This window comes from Carboxylicivirga sp. (assembly GCF_982718395.1).
The window spans coordinates 1-22,064 of record NZ_CEXQWX010000102.1 but is presented as its reverse complement, the minus strand read 5'-3'; the positions used below and the strand labels follow the sequence as shown (position 1 = coordinate 22,064).

Genomic DNA, 22,064 nt, shown 5'->3' with positions numbered 1-22,064 from the left:
CTGTACACGATTGCTGCCATACAAACTACAACCGGGAACAGCAGCCGAAGCATCGCGAATGGTTTTATTATCATAGCCCAATGCATAGCGCTCTGAGTTAAAAGCTCCGTAAGTAACCGATAAAGCAGAGCGGGTGTGAATATCCTGATGTGGATGATTGACTCCTGAATGGGGAGCAGGTGTCTCAACTGCTCTGATGGAGAATTTTTCTTTGAACGATGCAAACGGTTCAGTGCTTAACAGAACGTCTGCAAAGCGCTTAGCATCCTTGTGAAACTGATCCATGTCTTCCTTGGCATAGCCCTCGCCCAAAACAACGATATCTACTTGTTTTTCCGGTTGTCCGTTGACCACTACATCAAAAGTGTTATAATGATTTGTTACTGGTTTGACAAAAGAACGATGATGCTTTGGATTGACTTTATAGGTCCATACCGGATCGAAACCATTTTTAATATTTCGCTTGTATATGGTCACATCAACAGCCTGTTTGGGCCAGGGAAAACGAAGCGACTCATGAAAGCTGCCCCAGTTCTCTTCAGCATCCGGTGTAGTTTCCCACTCACCATAAATACTTGAATAGCCTCTTGAATAAAGCACCTTACTGGTTGCAGGTTCTTTTACTTCGAAAAAATACTTGCCAAGCCGTAGCTCATCGATTAATACAATTTTGCTTCCGGCCCATTCACCATCATTGACCATCTGATCGAATGCAAAATGCTCTTCGTTGGCATTACCAATATGGTTATAATCAAGTCGCATAGTAGCATCGCTAAAATACGAATCGTACTGAGCCTGGCTGCTGTTTGAGATCGTAAGCAGCAATACCATTAATAGAAGGTAATTTTTAATCATAGCTTGAATATTGAGTTGTTAATCAACAGGCAAGTTAGGCAAACAGAAGGAGATAAGGTATGCGTTTTATCATTACAGCATAAAAGAACAGCAGTATTTACTCTTTGAAAAGAATGAATATTGCTGCTTTTATAAATTTGAGCGAATATCTTTATACCAATTATGACGCTAACTTGATGGAATTATTGGTATTACTCCACAACTACTTCGTCAATAAATAAAAACACACCCATATCGTTTATGTGGGGATAAATTGCTTTTACTTTAATGTATTGCGTACTGGTTTTATCAAATTCGACTGGCAACATACGATGGGTCACATCTGATGACCAAGGTTTCTGATAAGTTTTTTCAAGCTGCCACGAGCCAGCTTTAGTATAATTATTTCCGTCATCGGATGTGAATACCTCTATTGTACTTGGATAAAAAATGCCTGCTCCTGTTGCTTCAACGCAGCTGAGTTGAACTAATTGAATGTTTTTAGGTTCTTTTAATTTGAGAACGGTTTCAAAATCGTGGTTAAGAATACCCAGCCACTTTCCATTGCCCCATTTGTCACCTCCAAATTCGGTATCAACCAGCGTAATTGGACCATTCGCTGAATATTTTTCAGTTGGTTGACAATTTAGCTTTACTTGAGCACCTGCAGCTTTGTGTAAAATGGCCTTTTTAACTTCAGTCTCGCCACAAACCACTCCATTTTTAACAGCAATAGCTTTAATGGTAGCAGAGGCATCTAACTGAAATGCACTTGTAAAGCGTGCACCTGTTTGTGGTGTAGGCTCGCTGCCATTTGTGGTGTAATAAATATCAGCCTTTAGCTCAGTTGTGATTGTTACCTTCATTTTTTGTGATTCAGGCAATAGCTCAAATTTTATTTCAGGTCTTAATGCACTTTGAGCATAATTAACACCAATGGTTTTGTAATGTTCCAACATCATATCCATTTTGCTTCTAAAATGCTCCCAGTCTTTTGTGCCGGCTTCTTGCCAGGCTATCTCCGAAAGGGCTGCAATACGGGGAAATAACATATACTCAACCTGTTGTTCTGTTGGCATGTATTCAGTCCAAACGTTAGCCTGTACACCCATTACCAGGTCGGCATATTGTTGCTCGACCCCATTAGGAATGGGTTCATATTCGTAGACTTTTTTAAGAGGAGCATCGCCACCAAAAGCTTGTGGTTCGTACTTACTCATGCTTTGATAATGGTCGAAATACAAGTGAGAGCCGGTTGTCAATACTGTGGGATGGCTTTTTTCTAAATATTCTTTCACATGCCTGTCAGAACCCCAGTACATAACCGTTGCAGAAGGTGACAATTCACCTTCAAGGATTTCGTGCCAGCCAATTAGTTTACGATCATTGTTTTTTAACCATGTATCAAAATGATTAACAAAATGACTTTGCAGCTCATGTGCATCATAGCCATTCTTTTTCATCATCTTTTGGCAATCAGGGCATTCTTTCCAGTGTTTTTTATTTACTTCGTCACCTCCAATATGAATATATTCTGAAGGAAATAGTTCTAACACTTCTTCCAGAATATCTTCTAGGAATTGATAACACTGCGGATTGGAAGCGCAATAAACACCAGTATTTTTAATGTGCTGACCATTGGTATTTTTACAGGCCAGGTGAGGATAGCATTGAAACACCACTTCAGAATGACCGGGCAATTCTATTTCAGGAATAACTGTTATATGTTTTTGTGCTGCGTAAGCCACTATCTCACGAATTTCATCCTGGGTATAAAAACCTCCATATTTCTCTTCACTATCGCCCTCACGCCATACTTCAAATTCCTGCCATGGCTTTAAGCCGGGCTTTACTTTTCGCCAGGCACCAACGTTGGTTAGTTTAGGATGTGATTTTATTTCAATGCGCCAGCCAATGCCATCAACCAAGTGCCAATGGAATACATTGAGTTTATGCATGGCCAGATAATCGATGTATTTTTTGATGAATGAAGTTGGCATAAAATGACGGGACACATCAAGGTGCACGCCTCGCCAGGCGAAACGTGGCTTATCTGATATATGGCAGGCTGGCAGGCTTAAAGGAACATTGGTTTTAACTGACGCGGGTAGTAATTGCCTGATACTTTCAACCGCATAGAACAAGCCCTCAGCACCAGACGAAAGTATTTGAACTTGTTTAGTGTTGATATCTAATACATAGCCTTCATGGGTTAAGGAATCAAGCTCAGAATTTATTTTAAAAACAAAATCAGCTTCCTGATTAGTGTTTTCAGAAGACCAAAGCAACTCAATGTCCTTTTTAGTAATGTCTTTTAATAAACCAACAGCCGGTAATGAGGCCGAGTCAGACAATTGAATCTTTATCTTATTATTAATGATGAATACTTCACCATTGTTTTGCTCAATAGAAAGTGGTTCAGGGATTATTTGAATTTCTGAAGTTTGCTTTGGGGGATTACAGCTTACCAATAAGAGCATAATAATACCTAATAGGTAACAATGTCTAAGTTTCATGTCTGAATGTATTTGTTCTTTGTTTTGTAAAGATAAAATTAGAGCAGAAGAGCCAGTTTGCTTTGATAGGTGAATATTGTTCAGATAAGCCTATGGATGTATGATAGAATGGGATACTTCGTATTTATAACTTCTATTCACTTAGTGGGTTTGTAAAAAAAAACGGCTACCCAACAGGCAGCCGTTCTATATTTTACATCATGTAAATCGCTATAAGCATCAGCTTAAATCTTCCCATTTACAATCTCCAGTATCTCTTTCTCCTCCTGAATAGCTTTGTCCTCAATTACTTTACCATCAGCCAGAACTTTCTCAACATAAGCCTTATCATCCAGACCGGCAGCGTTGATCTTCACATTCAGGTAAGCACCCATAACAGCAGAACGTGCACACAATGCGCCAACACCGGCATCGGTTACTGAGTTAGGATTACCAACCTCAGCCATAGCACGAATCACCTCAAAGCCTTTGTAAGCTACTTCCATCACACGGAAAGGCACCTGAATCGCATACTTAGTAGCATCATCAATGGCTTTTTTACGAGCCGCTTTTTCTTCATCAGTTCCCTTAGGCAAACCAATGGCATCCATAATCTTATTAAAAGCATTGGTATCTTCATCAACAAGTGCCAACAGCTCTTTTTCAACGGCCATGCCTTTTTCAGCCCAATCGCTGAACTCTTCCCAACGCTCATCCCAGCCACGCTTGTGAGCCGAAAGGTTAGCTACCATTGTACCTAAAGCAGCACCCAATGAACCTACATAAGCCGAGATAGAACCACCACCAGGAGCAGGTGACTCAGAAGCTGTTTCATCAGCAAACTCAGTCAGGTTCATATCAATCAACTGCTTCTTGTCATCTTTAAGGATGTACTCAATGATCTTTTTATCAGGATCGAATGGATACAACTCATCCAGACCCATTGACTTAACCGCAATCTTGATAATCTCGCGCTCAGGAATACCCGTTGAACGCTCTTGCTTGCGTAAGAAATACTTACCGGCATCCAACATAGCCTGTAATGGTACAACACCTACCATTTCAGAACCTGTTACACGGATACCACGTGCATTGGCACGCTCGTAAACAGCTTCATAAGCTTTGTGTAATGACGTTACGGTAATATCTGTCAGGTTCATCGAGATCTGTGCTACACCATACTCCTCAATATACCAGCCGATACCTTTTACCGATTTCAACATACCAGGTATATTCACCGGGTTGCCATTCTCGTCTTTTACAATTCTACCGGTAACGGGGTGACCTTCACGCTTCACGCGACCACGTTCACGCACATCAAAAGCAATAGCATTGGCACGACGTGTTGAAGTAGTGTTCAAATTCACGTTATAAGCGATCAGGAAGTTACGGGCACCAACGGCTGTAACACCCGATTGAGCGACACTTTCGTTCCACTCAGCCGGACCATAATCAGGCTTCCACTCATCTGTTCCAATTCTTTTTGGAATAGCCTCATACTCTCCTTCACGGCAGTTAGCCAGATTCTTGCGTTTCTCTTCCTTAGCAGCAAACTCATAGCAGTAGATTGGAATATTCAATTCCGTTCCGATGCGCTCAGCCAACTTATGTGCATACTCAACTGTTTCTTCCATGCTGATGTTGGCAACCGGAACCAAAGGACATACATCCGTTGCTCCAAAGCGTGGGTGAGCACCTTTATGAGAGCGCATATCAATCAACTCCTGCGCCTTCTTAACAGCCTGAAAAGCAGCTTCACAAACTTCATTTGGAGTACCAACAATGGTTACTACAGTACGGTTAGTAGCCTGTCCCGGATCAACGTCAATCAGCTTAACGCCATCTATCTTTTTGATTTCATCGGTAATCTTGTCGATGATAGTCATGTCGCATCCCTCAGAAAAATTAGGAACGCATTCTATTAATTGTTGCATAGTATTATATGTTTTTGTCGATTTGTTCTTAAACTCGAAACCCGGAACCATTATCGAATAGTTCCATTCAAAATTGTCGTCTCCACCTTATTCTCACCATAAGCATATGGTAAATACTCAATGCCTGGAATTGGCTTGGTGATAATCACATTAGCCTTCTTACCAACGCATATCGAGCCAAGTTCTTTATCAATACCCATCGCATAAGCGGTATTCTTGGTGACGGCATGAATCACCTCTTCCGGTAACATGCGATACAAAATACTTCCCATAGCCATAATCAGCTGCATATTACCCGATGGTGATGAACCTGGGTTAAAATCAGACGCCAAAGCAACAGGCAAGCCGGCTTCCATCATCTGACGGGCAGGAGCATAAGCCATATTCAAGAAGAAAGCAGCACCAGGTAAGATGGTTGGCATTGTGCCGGAATCTTTCAATGCCTTCATCTCTTCCTCACCCGTAAATTCAAGGTGATCAACCGATAGGGCCTTATATTTAACTCCAACCTGGATACCACCGGAGTAGTCCAGCTCATTGGCATGAATCTTAGGAGTTAAGCCATATTTGGCCGATGCCTCCAAAATACGATCAGTATCTTCAACCGTGAAAAAGCCCACATCGCAGAATACATCTACATAATCAGCCAGTTTCTCTTCCGCAACGGCAGGTAACATCTCATTGATCACCAGGTCAACGTACTTCTCTTGCTTTCCTCTGTATTCCATCGGAATAGAGTGTGCACCAAGGAAGGTTGACTTAATGGTTAACGGACTGGCTTCTTTTAAACGCTTGATCACACGAAGCATCTTCAGCTCACTATCCAGTGTTAGGCCATAACCACTTTTAATCTCAACGGCTCCGGTACCCCATTTGATAATCTCTTCCAGACGAACCATTGCATCTTCAAACAATTGGTCTTCACTGGCTGTTTGCATCAGTTTGGCCGAATTTAATATACCGCCACCGCGAGCGGCTATCTCTTCGTAGCTCAAACCTTTGATCTTATCCACATACTCCACATCACGGCTTTTAGGATAAACCAAATGAGTATGAGAATCACACCAGGCTGGCAATACCAAACGGTCTGTTGCATCGATGATTTCAATGTCAGCCGGTAACGATGATTCGTTTAAATCGGGCATTTTACCATAGTCATTGATATATGCACCTTTAATTAACAAGTACGCATTATCAATAACAGGAAGTTGAGCCATCCGGGCTCCGGCAATATATGGCTGGTTCTCTTTTTCAGTCTGAACCAGTTGCTTTATGTTCTTGATTAATAGTTGTTTCATCAGGACTTGTTTATCTGATTTTTACGGATTTAAAAGTAGGACAATTGTTGATAGTAAGTCTATGATTTTAATCAATTGGGTAATTAGTCAGTAGTAATAAGGCATTAGTAGTAGATCGACAGAAGTCAGTGGAGATCGATAAGGTGTGAGAAAATAGAGATGAGCGGTGAGATATGAACGATAAGTGGTTGAAATTGGGGAATGAGAAGAATGTTGACCGAGGACGGGGGACAGAAGGTGGGAGAAAAAGTCCGAAGCGCAGAGTCCGAAGTACAGGGAGAGTGAGGAGAATGTTATCAATATCACGAAATGCAATAAGGAAAAGCACTGAAAGTGCGACACATAACAGGGTAGGTCGCAGGCCTATCACACATGTAAAGTATTTACCTTAAGCTCTGAAAGAGCGCTACATGAATTGTAGTTCGTATTGAATCTGAGTCCATCTTTTTACCAATGGCCTTCTATAAAAAGTGATGTATTTAGTAGGTGTTGCTTAGTAAGACTGGGAAGCTGAGAACTTGAATCGAAGATCACCCAGCCGCACTTAGCATACACCAATAAATTAATCGATTTTTATAGACAGCCTAGACTTTTTTGTTTCGTTTTTGTGTCATGACAAAAATGAAAAGCCTGTCCGGCTAGAGGACATCAGTTGAAATTGAATATTCTGGTAATCCACAAAATCATTTACCCATAAATTTCCTAATAAGAAATTCTCAATATAAATCCATACCTTTTGTCGCACTAAAAAACAAAAGACTAAAAGAATATTATGTCAGAATTTACCAATAAAAAGGCCGTTCGCGTTAAAAAACTTATTGAAGTATCTAAACTTCTTTTAGAAACCGGAAATGCCAGACCATTTATAATAGAGAACGAAGATTTTATCCAGACAGTTATTCCGGAGGATTTTATTACCCTGTTTGACGAATTAATAAAAGAAGGAGTGAAGGTTGATGACCTGAAGCCCTTAACAAATAAAGTGCTGAATATTTTTCACCAGGCAATAGAAAACTACCCTATTATAGAACCCAAGCCCGATAGCTTTTTGGCCGTTCTGGAAAGTAACAACCAGAAGATGGTGGATGTATTAACCGAGATTCGTCCGCTCTTTAAGAAATTCATACAGGAAACCAAAGACGAAGCAATAACAAAACAACTGCTTACTGCTTTTAAAAAGTTAGAAGTATTTGCAAAGCATTATACCATCAAAGAGAATATACTCTTTCCGGCCATAGAAAAGGCATGGCCCGATTACCGCTGCCTTCAGATCATGTGGTCGTTTCACGACGATATCAGGCGAAACATCAAATATGTGATTTCTCAGTTGGACGAAGGAGTTACCGACTTCAAGTTGTTTAATAAAAGTGTGGGCGATGTCTTCTTTAATATGATGGCGATCAAATTCAGGGAAGAACGGATTTTGTTTCCATTGATCCTTTCAACCATTAAAGAACGGGATTTGAACCGCATGAATAAAGAAGCTGTTGAGATGGGATATCCTTACATACAACCTACCAGTGTTGCCACGGAGCAAACGGAACAAGCAAGCAATGATGGCTTGGCTAATTTAGGAACAGGTTCTTTGTCGATAGAACAAATAAAACTCATATTTAATCACCTGCCAGTAGATATCACCTATGTAGATGAAAATGATAAAGTGTGTTATTTCTCAACCCCTAAGAAGCGCATTTTCCCGCGTACAATAGCGATAATTGGAAGAGAAGTCAGCAATTGTCATCCGCCGGAGAGTGTACATGTGGTTGAAAAAATAGTTGACTCATTTAAAAGTGGAGAAAAAAGCCAGGCAGACTTTTGGATCAAGATGAAAGGAGAATACATCCTTATTCAATATTTTGCCGTTCGTGATGAAAAAGGCAACTACAAAGGAGTTATAGAGGTATCACAGGAGGTTACCCATATCAAAGCCCTCGAAGGAGAAAAACGTCTGCTCGATTGGTAGAGAAGGTGTGGCGGTGAGTGATGAAAGAGAGCTGTGAAAGAAGGGAAATGAGAAAGAAGTAGCTATGTTATTTGACAATTTACAATAAAACAAACAAATGGGATTAGATAGTGTAGAACTTATAGTGGATGTAGAAAATACCTTTCAAATAAGCATTTCAGACCCGGAAGCAGAAAGTGTAGAAACGGTGGGTAAATTCTACGAGCTCATCCTCAGTAAGATTGATTACAGCAAACACCATAAATGTCAGACACAGGTTTTATTTTATAAATTAAGAGAAGTGATGAGTCGGCATTGTATGATTGAGAAAAAAGGTATTAAGCCGGAAACTCAATTGGACACCATCTTTATGTCGGAAACCATCAAGGAAAAGTGGAAAGCTATACAAGATGAGGTTTATTTTAATATGCCAGATTTAAAACGCTCGAAAAAACTATCAGGTCTGTTAAATACCTTATCATTTATATTCATCAGTGCGGCCATAGTGTTATTGATAACCGTATTTATCACATCTAATTACCTGCTGTTGCTTTATGTGCTTGGTTTTATATCGCTTACTTATCTTATTTGGCGTTTGACGCGTCACTTGAAAAAGTACCCATCGCATAGTAACATGCGTAACCTGGTTATGGCAATATTACCTTTGAGCATTAAAAACCTGGACTTGTCAATAAGAGATAAAAACGATGTGTTACATGTGCTAAAGTATATTATTCACGATAAGATTGGAGTTGACATGGAGGAAATTACTTTGGATGCTCATTTTGTTAATGACCTTGGCCTTAATTAATAAATACAACTGCATTGTTTGTATGCTTCCGATCAAAAGTTATTGTAAGAAATAGATACTGACAGTATCGAAATACCAAACCCGTCAGGTGTCCAAAACCTGACGGGTTTCAATATCCCAGCCACTTCCGAACTTCGGACTTTTTATCCCCGTCCTTCGTCCTCTATCATCCATCCACGGCTCGGTGCCAAAAAACACATTCATCACCAATATTCAGTTACTCCTCAACGCTAAATAATATTTTATCAACATAATGATGTGTTTTTGAAATTAAATTCTATTTTAGTATTCACTAATCGGAAATGGTCAATTATATAATGCACAGCAAGCTCGTTGTTGCAGGTAATTGGTGTTAGCTGCCCTGCCAGGTGAGGCATAAATCGGAAATAAGGGGGTGGTACAGCAGAATAATAAAGGTTTAGAAGTATGTATTGTCAGAGAGTACTAGATAAAATCTCTTGCAAAAGACAAAGCTTTAATAGAAACAATAATGCAAATAATAAAGCTGTATTTCAGCAAGATAAATAAAGAAACAAACAGTAGATGTAAAGTGCATTGCACTTTATACTTACGTTGGCTTCATTAAAAATGAGTTAGACAATTTTTGTAACTTATGAGTGGTAATAAATATATTTTCATTCTAAAAAAAATGCATTATGAAAAAACTATTATTTATCGTCGCAGTCACAATTCTTTTTTCGTGTTCAAAAGATGAAGAACCACCAAGATTAATGTATGATATTACATATACGGTTCTAGCATCAAATGGAGCAACCATTAACAAGGTAGAATATAGAGATGACAAAGGAGAGTTAGTAGAACTATCAAATGTAAGTTCTCCATGGACAATCAACATTCAAGTGAGAGCTGGACTTGGATTAGAAGCAGCAGCCTATGGAGATGTTCCTTATCAGGGCTCATTAAGTATTACTGCCACCTGGACTCCAGAAGGAGGGTTAACTAGTTCTGAATCAGAAACTCTTCCGAATGATGACCCAAATTCAATGATTAATAATGGTAGAGTAGAAATATCAGGCAGGACTTTGCCAGATTAAAAGCAAAAAAACGAAATGCCAACACTTTGGCATATTGCATGGCGGGTGTAGCCCAGGCGCGTCGGTCGCGTCCCGCGTCAGGTCTCCCTATCAGTCGACACAGACGCACGCCGCAACCGCCACGACAACATCCAATTTATCGTTGAGCTGCCAAACCAAGTCGCAGACATCACCTAAAAAGAAAACCCATTTAATTACGTAAAGGAAACAACATCAGAAAGGAAAGATGGCGCAATATGATACGTGCCTATTAGAGTATCATTTTTAATCAATCTACTTTATGAGTGAAAATGAAATACTTCAGGAGATGCTTCCTGAAATTAAGCAATTAAACAAGGAGGATATCAAGCCGAGTAATATCCCTATTAGTGTGGCTGTACAAGAAGCAGGCAACCTGCACGAGCGTGTGGGCCTCGATATTACAGAACTACTTGAACTTGGTATGCCGCCCGAGCTACGAGAGCGCCTTGGTAAACTACGTGCCGCCTTGTTTGCTGCCGAAGTTAACTGGCAGGAGCAGCAAAGCGAACGTAAAAAGGCCCTTGAGTTATGGAAAGAAAAGTCGCCAGCCCTTTATGAATTACGAAAGGATATTATTGAACATCTGGCTTTTGCTTTCCGCAAAGACGAACGCCTGATGGATCAAATTGCCGCTATTGAAGAAGGCAACTCGCATGCCGATGCCATTGAAGACCTGGCTCGCCTGGCTCTATTAGGTACTGAAAACCCGAAGCCGGTACAGGCCATTAACTACGATACCACTAAATTTGAAGCCGCCAAAACCATGGTAAGCGAGATGAGTGGCGTGCTATCGGCGGCCAACGGTTATCTTTACCGCGATGACGAACGTAAGCTGATACGCGACAAAACTTATACCTTGCTTAAGGCAGTGGTGGACGAGATACGCGATTACGGGAAATTTGCGTTTCGTAACGACCCGGAGCATGTGAAAGGTTATTCGAGTAAGTATCAACGTGACCAGGCTAAAGCTTATCGCCGCTCGCTAAAAGAAAAACAAGCATAGTTGAATAAACAACAGTAAATCATTTGGGTGCTTCGGCACCCTTTTTTGTAGGCCTTACACGACATAAAAGGGTATTGCACCGACGGGAACCAGTACTTTTTCGACAGGCAGCACTGGTTTACTAACGGTAAATATTGCTATGGCAACGGGAGCCTTTACTTTGGCAACGGGAGGCAAAATTGAAACCGACGGGAACATATATATTAGCAACAGGAAGAGATACTATTGCGGCGGGGAAAGGAGCTATTGCGACGGCAAGTCAGTTATCCGTGCGATGTGCATGGCAAGCACTCTATATACTCCATACAGTTTCGGTCCCCCATCTTCTGTCCTCTGTCACTTAACCACTCATCACTCATCTCTCAACTCTCACCTTTCCCGTCCTCGGTCTTCCGTCTTCCATCTCCCCCTCTTCAAAAAAAACTCTGCTTTACAGCACCTCTGTGTTTCAACTAAAATCCTATTTTTGCCACCGTTTATATTGTCTTGATACTTATGTCTTAAATCTTGATTCTAACAAATATGTTTAAAAAAGTCCCGCATACCTACGTCATAGTATTCTCGCTGATTGTTTTTGCCGCCATAGCCACCTGGTTTGTACCCGGAGGTGAGTACGTTAAAGAAACCAAGGTTGTTAATGGAGTTGAACAAACCGAAATGGTATTTAAAAGCATCGAAAGTCAACCGCAGACATGGGAAGTGTTTGCAGCCATGGTACATGGTTTTGAAAAAGGAGCAGGCATTATCATCTTCATTCTGATGATAGGTGGTGCATTCTGGATTATGAATGACTCCCGCGCCATTGATGTGGGGATACTCTCATTCCTCGACTTTGTTAAGAGGCTGGATAAATACAAGGCCATTCGAGCAGTAGGAGCCAATAACCTGATTCTGATCCTGATCATGTTAATGTTCTCCATATTTGGAGCCGTTTTTGGCATGAGTGAAGAAACCATTGCATTTATGGTGGTGCTGGTTCCCCTCGCTATTTCAATGGGCTATGATAGCATCACAGGAGTAGGAATTGTATTTGTTGCGGCCGGTTTAGGTTTTGCTGGAGCCGTACTGAACCCTTTTACCATTGGTATTGCACAGGGACTGGCCGAACTACCCTTATTCTCAGGCTTTGAGTATCGCCTGGTATGCTGGCTTGTTATTAATGTAATCGGCTTTGCCTATATTCTTTGGTATGCCCGTAAAATCAAAAAGAACCCTAAGTCATCAGCCGTATATGAAGAAGACGAATACTGGCGTAAACGTAATGCCGGTACCATCGAAGGTTTGGAAGATAAAACCTCTGTAGCAGCCTGGTGGGTTTATGCATTAACAACAGTTGTATTGATATTATTTGCCTATAAACACCCGATGACCACCCTTAAGATGGGAGGTGGCGAAGGTGTTACCTGGCCTGTGATGCCTGTTATGGCAGGATTTTTCGCCATAAACGGATTGATCTCATTGCGTAAAAAAGTCCATTTCTTTATTCTTAACCTGCTGTTATTTACCATCCTGTTTCTGATCATTGGCGTAATGGGCTACGAATGGTATATCACTGAGATTGCAGCCCTCTTCCTGGCAATGGGTATTCTTGCAGGAGTATCCATGGGTAATGATGCCGATAAAATCACCAAATTGTTTTTGGAAGGTGCAAAAGACATCATGTCAGCAGCATTGGTTGTTGGTCTGGCTGGTGGTATCATTGTTATTCTTGAAAACGGTAAGATTGTACACACCATCCTGCACAGCATGGCACAATCCATGAGCGATTTGGGTAATATTGCTTCCGTAGGCATCATGTATGGTATTCAAACACTCATTAATGTCTTTATTCCGAGTGGATCAGCTAAAGCCGCCTTAACCATGCCAATTATGGCTCCTTTCAGCGACCTGATTGGTTTATCGCGCCAGGCAACCGTTATGGCCTTTCAGTTTGGCGATGGATTTACCAATATGATCACGCCCACTTCACCAGTTTTAATCGGCGTATTAGGTGTTGCCAAAATACCATATACCAAGTGGGTTAAATGGATTGCTCCACTAATCATCATTATGACTATACTGGGCTTCCTGTTATTAATCCCAACTGTAACAATGGAATTGAATGGTTTTTAAAGAAATATCCCAATTGTTTAGACTCGCTTCCCAGTCCTGAAAGGACGAAACATATTATAAGACTGAAAGTCTGATACTTCACAACGAGGGGCACCGCCCCTCATCTATCATATGATGTGAGAATCAGGCTGAAAGTTTGATATTTAAAGGATGTTTCAGACCTTCAGCTTTAACTTGATGACTGGGGTTATTACGTGAAACGGATCGTATCTTTATAACCATAATGCCAATAAAGATACGATCCGTAAAACTCCCAAATTAAGTTGGAATTTACTCTTTTTGTATATTTATGGATGATGAAAAGACCAGAATTGCCAGATAATTTTTTAGAATTTTGCACAACCTACTGGTAAGTTCATTGAAACAATACTACCCAATTAATGAACCTCCGAACCATTCTCAATTAATTGCCCTTTGAGCTTTTCTTTAAGCTGTTCCACGGCTTTTTGCAAGGAATTAATCTGGCTTTTCTGTTGACGGGTTTTATCCGTTAAAAGCTGGTTGCTTTCAAGCAGGTTATCTTTTGTGCTCTTAAGTTTATCAATTTGGTTCTTTTGATTTTCCTCCTGGTTGAGCATACGTTCCATACGCTTCTCAATCGAAAGGTTTTTGTCCAGTACCTCTTTCAGATGTTTCTTAAAAAAACCCTTTTCCTTTCGGGCTTCCTTTAGCTTATCGTTGGCTGCTTCCAGATGATGTAGTAAGCCAGTCTTACGTTTTAATAACTGTTCATACTCCTGGCAAAGGTTATCGTAATCATCCTTTAGTTGATCGTAGCGATATTCTTTACGTAGCAACGCAATTTTTAAATTATACTTATCAGCCTTTTCAAATCCCCATCGTGTTCTTCGGTACAATTGTTTGTTTTTATCAAAGTATAGATTGGTAATCGTAGGATGCTTTTTTAGTTGAAGGACCAACGCCAGTACATCGTAGGCCGTCTCAGGCAGAGGAGGATTTTTTCTTTTGGGCATCTTAGGATTAGTTTGGGATTACTTATGTATTTTAGTCCATACAAATATACATTGTAATTACTCAGATAATCAAATAAATTAATGTTAAATAGTATTAAACACCTACTAGATTATGAATGCAACTCAACCAGGAAATGTCTTAAAATACTGCCCCAAGTGCGGCTCATCGCACTTTTTATTTGACGGCTCAAAATCTTTTAAGTGCCATGATTGCGGCTTCCATTTTTTTATAAATTCAGCTTGTGCAGTTGCTGCAATTATTGTTAACGATGAAGGGAATATCCTTTTAACCCGCCGCGCTGTTGAACCCAATGCAGGAATGCTCGACCTTCCCGGAGGATTTGTCGATCCAATGGAAACTGTTGAAGATTGTTTATTGCGGGAAATAAAAGAAGAACTAAACCTGGATATAACATCTTTCAAATACCTGGTATCCTTCCCTAACCAGTATGTCTTTTCAGGGTATACCGTTTATACCATTGATTTAGGTTTTGTTTGCCAGGTAAAAAGCCTGGATAATATGCATGCTCAGGATGATATCTCAGGATACGAGTTTATAAATCCGGCAGAAATAGATTTTCAGGAAGTTAGTTCTGATTCCATCAGGAATATTATTAAAGCCTACATAGTTCATGGCAATCGCATTTAAAGCAGCGTAGGCCAGAGCAATAGTCCGGGCCGGAGTTGGCGAGAGGTCTTCAAAGGCGCACTTGAGGGGGATGTGTGTCTGCCGGAATTGAAGGCTGGTGTGGGTTGAAGGGTTCTATTGCTCTAGACTTTTTTGCTTAGCTTTTTGTAGTAATGACATCGGAATGATTAAGAATTGAGTATTCTTAATTATTTCAGCTTGAAGTAGGGTTTGGGACAACGTCCCAATAAAAAGAAAATCATAGAAAGAATCTTTTAACTAAACGACATTGCAATGATTTGAGTTGGGAACATAAATTGTTTAAATACGATTGCCCTAATTTATAAATCGACTAGACAGCGATTTAGACTAAAAATAAATAAGGAAGAGCAGATTTTATTTAACCAGTTCTTAAATCATTATTTTCTATTTTTAAAAGAAAAAATGAGTCAGGAGTTACAGGTTCTTGTTATCAGTGCGGCATCAATAGGTTTCTTTCATACATTATTTGGACCCGACCATTACCTGCCATTTATAATGATTGGTAAAGCACGCCAATGGAAGATAAGTAAAATACTAGGCTTAACGGTAATTTGTGGAGTAGGACATATACTTAGTTCGGTTGTTGTCGGGATGATAGGGATCGCACTTGAGATGCAAGTGGAGAAACTTAACTGGTTTGAGTCGTTCAGAGGAAATCTGGCAGCCTGGGCATTAATAGCATTTGGATTATTATATGCTTTGTGGGGTATTCGCAGGTGGTACAAAAAACATAATCACAACCACATTAAGACAGAAGGGAATTCAAAAAATATAACACCGTGGGTATTGTTTATCATTTTTGCTTTAGGACCGTGTGAACCACTCATTCCAATATTAATGTATCCGGCTGCAATGGAAAGTGTGAGCTCATTGATTATGGTGACGAGTGTATTTGGGATTATCACACTCATTACAATGACTGGAGCAGTGTTAGCCGTGTCTTATGGTTTGTCATTTGTTAATTTAAGACGATTTGAAAACTTGGGGCATCCGATTGCAGGTTTTGTTATCTTCTTATCTGGATTGGCTATACAGGTTTTAGGGCTTTAATAATATGAAGGATAATTCATGTGTCAGAAACATACACTTAAATCTTGTAAATAGTCTTAATACCTTGTGCTCTGTACTTGATACTTCATTAACAGCTAAAATCTAACCTTCCATTGTGTTATATATAAGTTTAATTCTATCTTTAAATTGAAATATTTGGGGATAGTACCGTGGGAACTATATAAATTGGGGAGAATTGAAAAGGTTTTTGATCGCAATTATTGTCGCATTCAATTGCAGCTTTATATTAGATGCGCAGGAAGTAAGGTTTCAGAGTTATGGAGAATCTGATGGGTTGACTGATACCCATATTGAATGTGTCGTTCAGGATTCTTTAGGATATACCTGGATTGGTACTACCGATGGGCTCTACCTTTATGATGGTATCTACTTCGATAATTTCAGATATAGCCCTAAAGATTCGCTTTCACTATCTAGTAACCACGTTACAACACTTTTGGTCGATAAAAACAAAGAAAGACTTTGGGTAGGTACCAATTTCGGGGGAGTTAATATCATGAACCTGAATACCTTTAAATTTGAAAGACTCCAGCGTCCCGAAGATAAAGATCATCCTAATGGTTTAAGAATGATTAATGCCATCGGGCAAGTGGATGATTGGTTGTTGATTGGTACAGGAGATTATGGTTTGCAGGCCTACAATATCACAAATAAAGTATTTGTGGATCTTGTAATTAAAGATCACCTTAATGGATATGATGCGCATAATATTGTAACTAGAAATAGACATGTATACATTGGAACAAATTATGGCCTTTATGAATACACCGTAGATAAATTTAAGGATGGAGATTACAAACTGGATAAGGCTTCATTTTGCAATTGTTCGAATATCGTCAGAGATATAAGCTTTTTGAATGACTCAATTTTATTGGTTGGCTTTGGAGATAAGCTTGTCAGAAAAAATATTTGTAGCGGCGAGAAAAGAGTTATTTTCACTAAGGATGAAAGTGAATCTGTATTAAGTTGCCATCAGGTTGACAGTAAGGGGGATATTTGGCTTGGAACAAGAGGAGATGGCCTTCTGCACTTTAACAGCGATGGGCAACTGATGAATAGATATAAGGCCAATGGTAACGATGGTGCACTGGTTAATAACTGGATTGGTGCATTGCATTACTCCTCTGCGCACGATCTGTTATGGGTAGGCACCAAAGATGGTCTTAGTAAATATGCCAGGAGAGATACCAGGTTTACACAGTATCAAACAGGAAATAATAATGATAGCCGGGCAGACAACCTTTTTTTCTTATTTAAAGATTCGAACGAAAGTTATTGGTGGTGGACTTTCAATGGATTGTTCAGGAAAAGAAAAGGGCATAAGACAGAAGTGTTTAAATCCAAAGATGGTTCTGTTTTTTATAATGATACAGTTTCATGCGGTTATGAGGATGCCAATAAAACGCTTTGGTTAGGCACTTTTGATGGTTTGTTGGCTGTCAACCTGCAAACCGATGCTCATAAACGAATCAGGTTTAAAGATACTTCATTTAAGCGAAGCCTGAATGTTATAAAAGATATTAAGACCTACGATGGAAAATTATGGTTGATATCCTATGATGGTGTTATTGAGTTTAACCCATCAAGTGAGGAGTACCAGCAATATCCGTATCCTGATGAATACAGGCATCAGGGGAATTTAAAAGTTACCACAGCTAATTTTGATAAGCATGGAGTTCTTTGGATAGGAGATAAGGGTGGATTTATAACCTCCTTTAATGTGGAAACAAAAGAATTTAAAAGAATATCAACAGCCTTGGTATCTGAAACAGGCCATAAAAGTTACAATCGTATCATGCACCTTCATACGATGGATGACAGTACAGTATTGATAGCCACTTATGGCACCGGATTGCTTAAGTATAATAAAGTATCAGGAAAAGTTAGCCGGGTTGAAATTAATGAATTACTATCCACCAATATATACACAGTTTATGAGGATAACGAAGGATATCTGTGGATGAATACCAATTCCAAAATACTGCGTTATTCAATAAAGGATAATCAGATTCTCAGTTTCGGAAGGCGGGATGGCACCATGTGTCGCGAATTTAACGGGAAGGCCCATCATCAAAGTGTAGATGGAAATATATTAATGGGAGGAATAGGCGGATTTGTGGAATTTAATCCGGCAGAGTTTTGCTATAATACTGAATTACCCAATGTTGACCTGAGCTCATATTTATTTGAAGAAAATAATGAGGTTATTGGTGGAGTGATTTACAATAACTGGGAGGTAATTAGCAGCGATACCCTTGAGTTATCAACCGATCATCATCCGATATCTTTTTATACCTCAGTCTTGAATTATCAGAATTCGAATAAAAACATGGTGGCATGGCAGCTGGAAGGTTATGAAAATACCTGGGATACCATGATGGCTTCCGGATCAAAAACCTATATGGCATTGCCCGAAGGTAAATACAAGCTTAAAGTAAAAGGTTGTAATAACGATCAGTTTTGGAATAATAATGGCGATGAAATAACCCTGATTGTTAAACCCGATTTTCTGAATAGTAAGCTTTTTAAAAGCATTATCGTTGTTTTATTTTTTAGTTTAGTTTACCTGATCTACATGGTTCGGAGCAGATATTTGCGTGGTTTGAGGAAGAAATTGGAAAACCAGGTGGATGAACGAACAAAACAATTGCAAACAGCGTATGCTGAACTGGAAGGTAGTCGGGAAGAGGTATTGTTGCAGAAAGGCGAATTGGAAAAACATCGACTTTTTTTGGAGGATTTGGTTAAGGAACGAACCTCCGATTTAGAAAGTGCCAAAAGAAAAGCAGAACAGGCTGATCGTTTAAAAACAGCCTTTCTGGCCAACCTGTCTCATGAAATTCGTACACCAATGAATTCAATTGTGGGTTTTGCTACCTTGTTATCAAATGATGTATATACCAGTGAGGAGCGAAAGGAGTTTGCCAACGTGGTACAAAAGAGTAGTGATAGTTTGTTAGTCTTGATTAACGACATCATTGATATTTCAAGAATAGAAACAGGACAGATAAACTTTTTGTACAAAGATGTTAATGTTAACGGCTTATGTAAAGATGTGTTTAAATCTTTAGAATTGAATGTCAAAAGTTTTTCGGTAGATTATGAACTTGATGTGAAGCTCGAAAACAAAGAGTTATCAATCAAAACTGATCCGGAACGACTAAAACAGGTATTGATAAACCTTTTAAACAACGCATTGAAATTTACAAGTGAGGGACATGTACGATTAATCGTAATGGAAGGAGCAGTGGCTGATCCAAATATAATCGGGAATGGGACGCATGTACCAAAAGAATCAGTGTTATTCTCTATTGATGATTCCGGGATTGGTATTGCAGAAAAATACCACCGTCAGATTTTTTCTCCTTTCCATAAAGTTGAGAACGGACAGGATGTGCATGGTGGAATAGGCTTGGGACTTAGCATCGTTAAACAGTTAGTTGGGATGTTAGGTGGAAAAATTTGGCTGAAATCTAAACTTGGAGAAGGAACGACTTTCAATTTCTATATTCCGTACAAACAAAAAGAGCAAAAGAAAAAACGGGTGTCTGAAAATTAAAGTAGATGTCTACAACGTTTATAATTTATAACTTAAGAATATGGATCGCATCTTTATATCCATAATGCAAATTAAAGATAAGATCCGTAAAAAATGATTCTTATATATTGACTCTTGAATTTTCGTTAATTACTATAACCTGATAAACTATAAAGAGCAAAACTCATCGCCCGACCAATAACCATCAGGTTAATTTAGTCGGGCGATGAGTGATACTTTAACTAAAGACCTTTCCCTGTTCTAAGATTATTAAATAATAGGTGTGCCTTTATAGACAGTAGATTGCTGAATAGGAACAACAATACCGCGATATTGTACCCGGTTTGAAGTGTTCCCCTGAACCGTAGCATTAGCAATTTGTCCATCCGCATTACAGTCAAGTCTGATATCAAATGATCCCAGAGCAGATGAAACAAAAAGAGTGATAAAATAAGTTCCTTTTTTCTCGTTTTTGTTCACCTCGTACTTGGTTACTCTGCCTCGAACCGATACACCTCCAACTCCGTTTTGTCCCATTCTGGAATCAGATCCCAACTGAACAAATGCCTCTTCACCTTCAACAGCCACAAAATTCAGCGAGCTATTTACATTCACGGTTGAGCCTCTTTTTCCGGCAAGTGTATTGGCCTCAAGAACCCATTGCTTCTCATCGATTGCTACAGCCAGAATTTTAGCCATTTGTTCTGAAAGAGCTTGCTGTTCCTGTTTTTGAATTTCACGTCTTTCTTTTCGGGTAAGTTTTTTTTCCTCTTGTTGCCCAAATACTGATAATGTCAGGCTAAGGACCAATGATAATAATGCTAACTTTTTCATTCTGACTCCTCCTATTGTTTTAATTAGGTAATGGTTATGTAATTTCAAAATTAGTGCCACTTTATTCGATACCCTAAATTCCACTCTATAACTTCAGCAACAGAGAAGTTATGCGCCTTTACTAACATTCCCACATACATGTCATTTTTAAAGTGGTATTTTAATCCAAATTTCTGGTAAAGAAGCCTATCATTATTTGTACCTTTTTTCCTTAGCGCATTTATTCCAAAATAAGAAGCTATTGACAGTCGGTCTACTGTAAATTCATAGGTTCCAAATATACCCAGTATAAGCTTGTCCGACAGTTTATCAGCAAATTCTACAATAGGTTCCTCGCTTCCATCTTCCGGGTTTGTTACAACAACATTAGCTTTCTCATCATAAGTAAGGTCAATTCCAGCACCAAACTTGTTTTTCCACGTTGCTTGTTTTAATACTGCTGCAGATAAGTTTAGGTAGGAGTGCATAACATCAGCGGTACCTTCATTAACAGCTGGTGGAGTTGGTTCGTTGGGGTTATTATACAAAACATTACTTGTTCCGGCTCCCAATTGAATAGCAAGCTCATAATGCTGCTCATAAGCTGGTTGAGGTTGGCGAATTAATATAGGTCGATCCTTAAAGCTGTAACTAACTTCGATAGAAGGCGATAGTAAGTTTATTCCACTATTAGGTTTTTTTCGTGCTCCGTTAGAGAAATGAGTAAATCCAAATGAACCTCTCACGCTCCACCTTGGATTCAGATAATACTGGTAAAACAAGTTGGCATCGATATAAACAGTCCGGTATGAACCTATTGCCACATTAAAAGGATTGTCAAACTCATTGTAAGGCTCCCAATTGTAAGCTAATCCAAATCCAAGTTCGTATCCCCATTTACTTTTTTCATCTTGTTTAAACGGAAAGCCAATAAAACCATATAAAGCAGTTGGAGTCCCCAGTTCATCAACATTAAAGAAATTGGCATTGTAAAAACCAAAGCCATAATAAGGAAAATTAAAAATATGGTGCCATTCTTTTGTTCCATCAGACTGTACACTATAGTTTATTGAAAGTGCCTGGTAATAATCAATTACCTGGTTGGCATCATTTTCTCCTTTAAGGAAATCGTTAGTCTGCAAAACCCTGCCGGCATGATACCTCAAGGACAATGAATTATAGCGCTTGGGCTTATTATCTGTTTTAAGAGAATCTTTTTTGTTTGATTTTTGAGCACTTAGGTTTAGGCCATAGATGAGTAAGAGGGCAATAGCAAAAGCTTTCATATTTAGGTTGTTAAAATGTATAATTCTGGTTTAGACATTCTTAGAATGATGTTTCAAAATTACAACTTTGTTTTGGTTGACTTTCTTAATACGACAAAAAGATACATATAAAAGTTTAAGAATTATTAAGGTTTTATGGAATCAAATTTGCTTAATGTGGTAAAATTTAATTTCCCCAATGAGTTAACTGCGTTTAGAGTCATAGAA

The 22,064-nt window shown here is 39.2% G+C and carries 15 protein-coding genes; 8 read left to right on the top strand and 7 right to left on the bottom strand.

The features are described from left to right. The 4 genes from AC4MRQ_RS17040 to hutI all read right to left on the bottom strand — a co-directional run. Positions 1 to 855, bottom strand: an 855-nt coding sequence (locus AC4MRQ_RS17040; RefSeq protein WP_491198908.1) for a peptidase M64 N-terminal domain-containing protein, incomplete at its 3' end; no start/stop codon positions are given. A 191-nt stretch (positions 856 to 1,046) separates the two neighbouring features. After that, positions 1,047 to 3,350 (bottom strand): beta-N-acetylhexosaminidase, encoded by a 2,304-nt coding sequence (locus tag AC4MRQ_RS17035; protein WP_491198907.1) that lies wholly within the window; start codon positions 3,348 to 3,350, stop codon positions 1,047 to 1,049. Between the two features lie 224 nt (positions 3,351 to 3,574). Continuing rightward, positions 3,575 to 5,263 (bottom strand): glutamate formimidoyltransferase, encoded by a 1,689-nt coding sequence (ftcD, locus tag AC4MRQ_RS17030; RefSeq protein ID WP_491198906.1) that lies wholly within the window; start codon positions 5,261 to 5,263, stop codon positions 3,575 to 3,577. 50 nt (positions 5,264 to 5,313) lie between these two features. Continuing rightward, positions 5,314 to 6,561 (bottom strand): imidazolonepropionase, encoded by a 1,248-nt coding sequence (gene hutI / locus AC4MRQ_RS17025; RefSeq protein ID WP_491198905.1) that lies wholly within the window; start codon positions 6,559 to 6,561, stop codon positions 5,314 to 5,316. 772 nt (positions 6,562 to 7,333) lie between these two features. Here hutI and AC4MRQ_RS17020 point away from each other — a divergent pair. The 5 genes from AC4MRQ_RS17020 to AC4MRQ_RS17000 all read left to right on the top strand — a co-directional run bounded on the left by AC4MRQ_RS17020 (position 7,334) and on the right by AC4MRQ_RS17000 (position 13,505). Continuing rightward, positions 7,334 to 8,524: a DUF438 domain-containing protein gene (locus AC4MRQ_RS17020; protein ID WP_491198904.1), complete on the top strand. Its 1,191-nt coding sequence runs from the start codon at positions 7,334 to 7,336 to the stop codon at positions 8,522 to 8,524. A 97-nt stretch (positions 8,525 to 8,621) separates the two neighbouring features. Continuing rightward, positions 8,622 to 9,314 (top strand): acyl carrier protein, encoded by a 693-nt coding sequence (locus tag AC4MRQ_RS17015; protein ID WP_491198903.1) that lies wholly within the window; start codon positions 8,622 to 8,624, stop codon positions 9,312 to 9,314. 656 nt (positions 9,315 to 9,970) lie between these two features. Then, positions 9,971 to 10,369, top strand: coding sequence for a hypothetical protein (locus AC4MRQ_RS17010; protein WP_491198902.1), 399 nt, complete (start codon positions 9,971 to 9,973; stop codon positions 10,367 to 10,369). Between the two features lie 280 nt (positions 10,370 to 10,649). Continuing rightward, the gene (locus tag AC4MRQ_RS17005; RefSeq protein ID WP_491198901.1) at positions 10,650 to 11,393 is read left to right on the top strand and encodes a hypothetical protein; all 744 of its coding nucleotides are present in this window, start codon (positions 10,650 to 10,652) and stop codon (positions 11,391 to 11,393) included. 522 nt (positions 11,394 to 11,915) lie between these two features. After that, positions 11,916 to 13,505: a YfcC family protein gene (locus tag AC4MRQ_RS17000; RefSeq protein WP_491198900.1), complete on the top strand. Its 1,590-nt coding sequence runs from the start codon at positions 11,916 to 11,918 to the stop codon at positions 13,503 to 13,505. Between the two features lie 377 nt (positions 13,506 to 13,882). Here the strand turns inward: AC4MRQ_RS17000 and AC4MRQ_RS16995 are convergent, their stop codons facing one another. Then, complete coding sequence (locus AC4MRQ_RS16995; RefSeq protein ID WP_491198899.1) at positions 13,883 to 14,479, bottom strand: hypothetical protein; 597 nt, start codon at positions 14,477 to 14,479, stop codon at positions 13,883 to 13,885. A gap of 112 nt (positions 14,480 to 14,591) precedes the next feature. On the opposite strand from AC4MRQ_RS16995, the gene AC4MRQ_RS16990 reads away from it, so the two are divergent. The 3 genes from AC4MRQ_RS16990 (at position 14,592) to AC4MRQ_RS16980 (ending at position 19,779) form a co-directional block, all read left to right on the top strand. Then, positions 14,592 to 15,128 carry an NUDIX hydrolase gene (locus AC4MRQ_RS16990; protein WP_491198898.1) on the top strand — a complete coding sequence of 179 codons (537 nt, stop codon included), beginning with the start codon at positions 14,592 to 14,594 and terminating at the stop codon, positions 15,126 to 15,128. A gap of 423 nt (positions 15,129 to 15,551) precedes the next feature. Next, on the top strand, positions 15,552 to 16,199 hold the full coding sequence (locus AC4MRQ_RS16985; RefSeq protein ID WP_491198897.1) for an urease accessory protein UreH domain-containing protein: 648 nt from the start codon (positions 15,552 to 15,554) through the stop codon (positions 16,197 to 16,199). A 196-nt stretch (positions 16,200 to 16,395) separates the two neighbouring features. Then, positions 16,396 to 19,779, top strand: coding sequence for a sensor histidine kinase (locus tag AC4MRQ_RS16980; protein WP_491198896.1), 3,384 nt, complete (start codon positions 16,396 to 16,398; stop codon positions 19,777 to 19,779). A 249-nt stretch (positions 19,780 to 20,028) separates the two neighbouring features. Here the strand turns inward: AC4MRQ_RS16980 and AC4MRQ_RS16975 are convergent, their stop codons facing one another. Continuing rightward, positions 20,029 to 20,592, bottom strand: a complete 564-nt coding sequence (locus tag AC4MRQ_RS16975) for a DUF4251 domain-containing protein (RefSeq protein ID WP_491198895.1) — start codon at positions 20,590 to 20,592, stop codon at positions 20,029 to 20,031. Positions 20,593 to 20,642: 50 nt separating this feature from the next. Further along, a complete protein-coding gene (locus AC4MRQ_RS16970; RefSeq protein WP_491198894.1) occupies positions 20,643 to 21,857 on the bottom strand; it encodes an acyloxyacyl hydrolase in 1,215 nt (404 codons plus the stop codon). Positions 21,858 to 22,064: the final 207 nt, after the last annotated feature.

Bases quoted from the DNA above. Each gene is read 5' to 3' on its own strand.
- AC4MRQ_RS17000 (WP_491198900.1), top strand. From the start codon at position 11,916: ATGTTTAAAAAAGTCCCGCATACCTACGTCATAGTATTCTCGCTGATT.
- AC4MRQ_RS17005 (WP_491198901.1), top strand. From the start codon at position 10,650: ATGAGTGAAAATGAAATACTTCAGGAGATGCTTCCTGAAATTAAGCAA.
- AC4MRQ_RS16990 (WP_491198898.1), top strand. From the start codon at position 14,592: ATGAATGCAACTCAACCAGGAAATGTCTTAAAATACTGCCCCAAGTGC.
- AC4MRQ_RS17035 (WP_491198907.1), bottom strand. From the start codon at position 3,350: ATGAAACTTAGACATTGTTACCTATTAGGTATTATTATGCTCTTATTG.
- AC4MRQ_RS17010 (WP_491198902.1), top strand. From the start codon at position 9,971: ATGAAAAAACTATTATTTATCGTCGCAGTCACAATTCTTTTTTCGTGT.
- AC4MRQ_RS16970 (WP_491198894.1), bottom strand. From the start codon at position 21,857: ATGAAAGCTTTTGCTATTGCCCTCTTACTCATCTATGGCCTAAACCTA.
- hutI (WP_491198905.1), bottom strand. From the start codon at position 6,561: ATGAAACAACTATTAATCAAGAACATAAAGCAACTGGTTCAGACTGAA.
- AC4MRQ_RS17020 (WP_491198904.1), top strand. From the start codon at position 7,334: ATGTCAGAATTTACCAATAAAAAGGCCGTTCGCGTTAAAAAACTTATT.
- AC4MRQ_RS17015 (WP_491198903.1), top strand. From the start codon at position 8,622: ATGGGATTAGATAGTGTAGAACTTATAGTGGATGTAGAAAATACCTTT.
- AC4MRQ_RS16985 (WP_491198897.1), top strand. From the start codon at position 15,552: ATGAGTCAGGAGTTACAGGTTCTTGTTATCAGTGCGGCATCAATAGGT.
- AC4MRQ_RS16995 (WP_491198899.1), bottom strand. From the start codon at position 14,479: ATGCCCAAAAGAAAAAATCCTCCTCTGCCTGAGACGGCCTACGATGTA.
- AC4MRQ_RS16975 (WP_491198895.1), bottom strand. From the start codon at position 20,592: ATGAAAAAGTTAGCATTATTATCATTGGTCCTTAGCCTGACATTATCA.
- ftcD (WP_491198906.1), bottom strand. From the start codon at position 5,263: ATGCAACAATTAATAGAATGCGTTCCTAATTTTTCTGAGGGATGCGAC.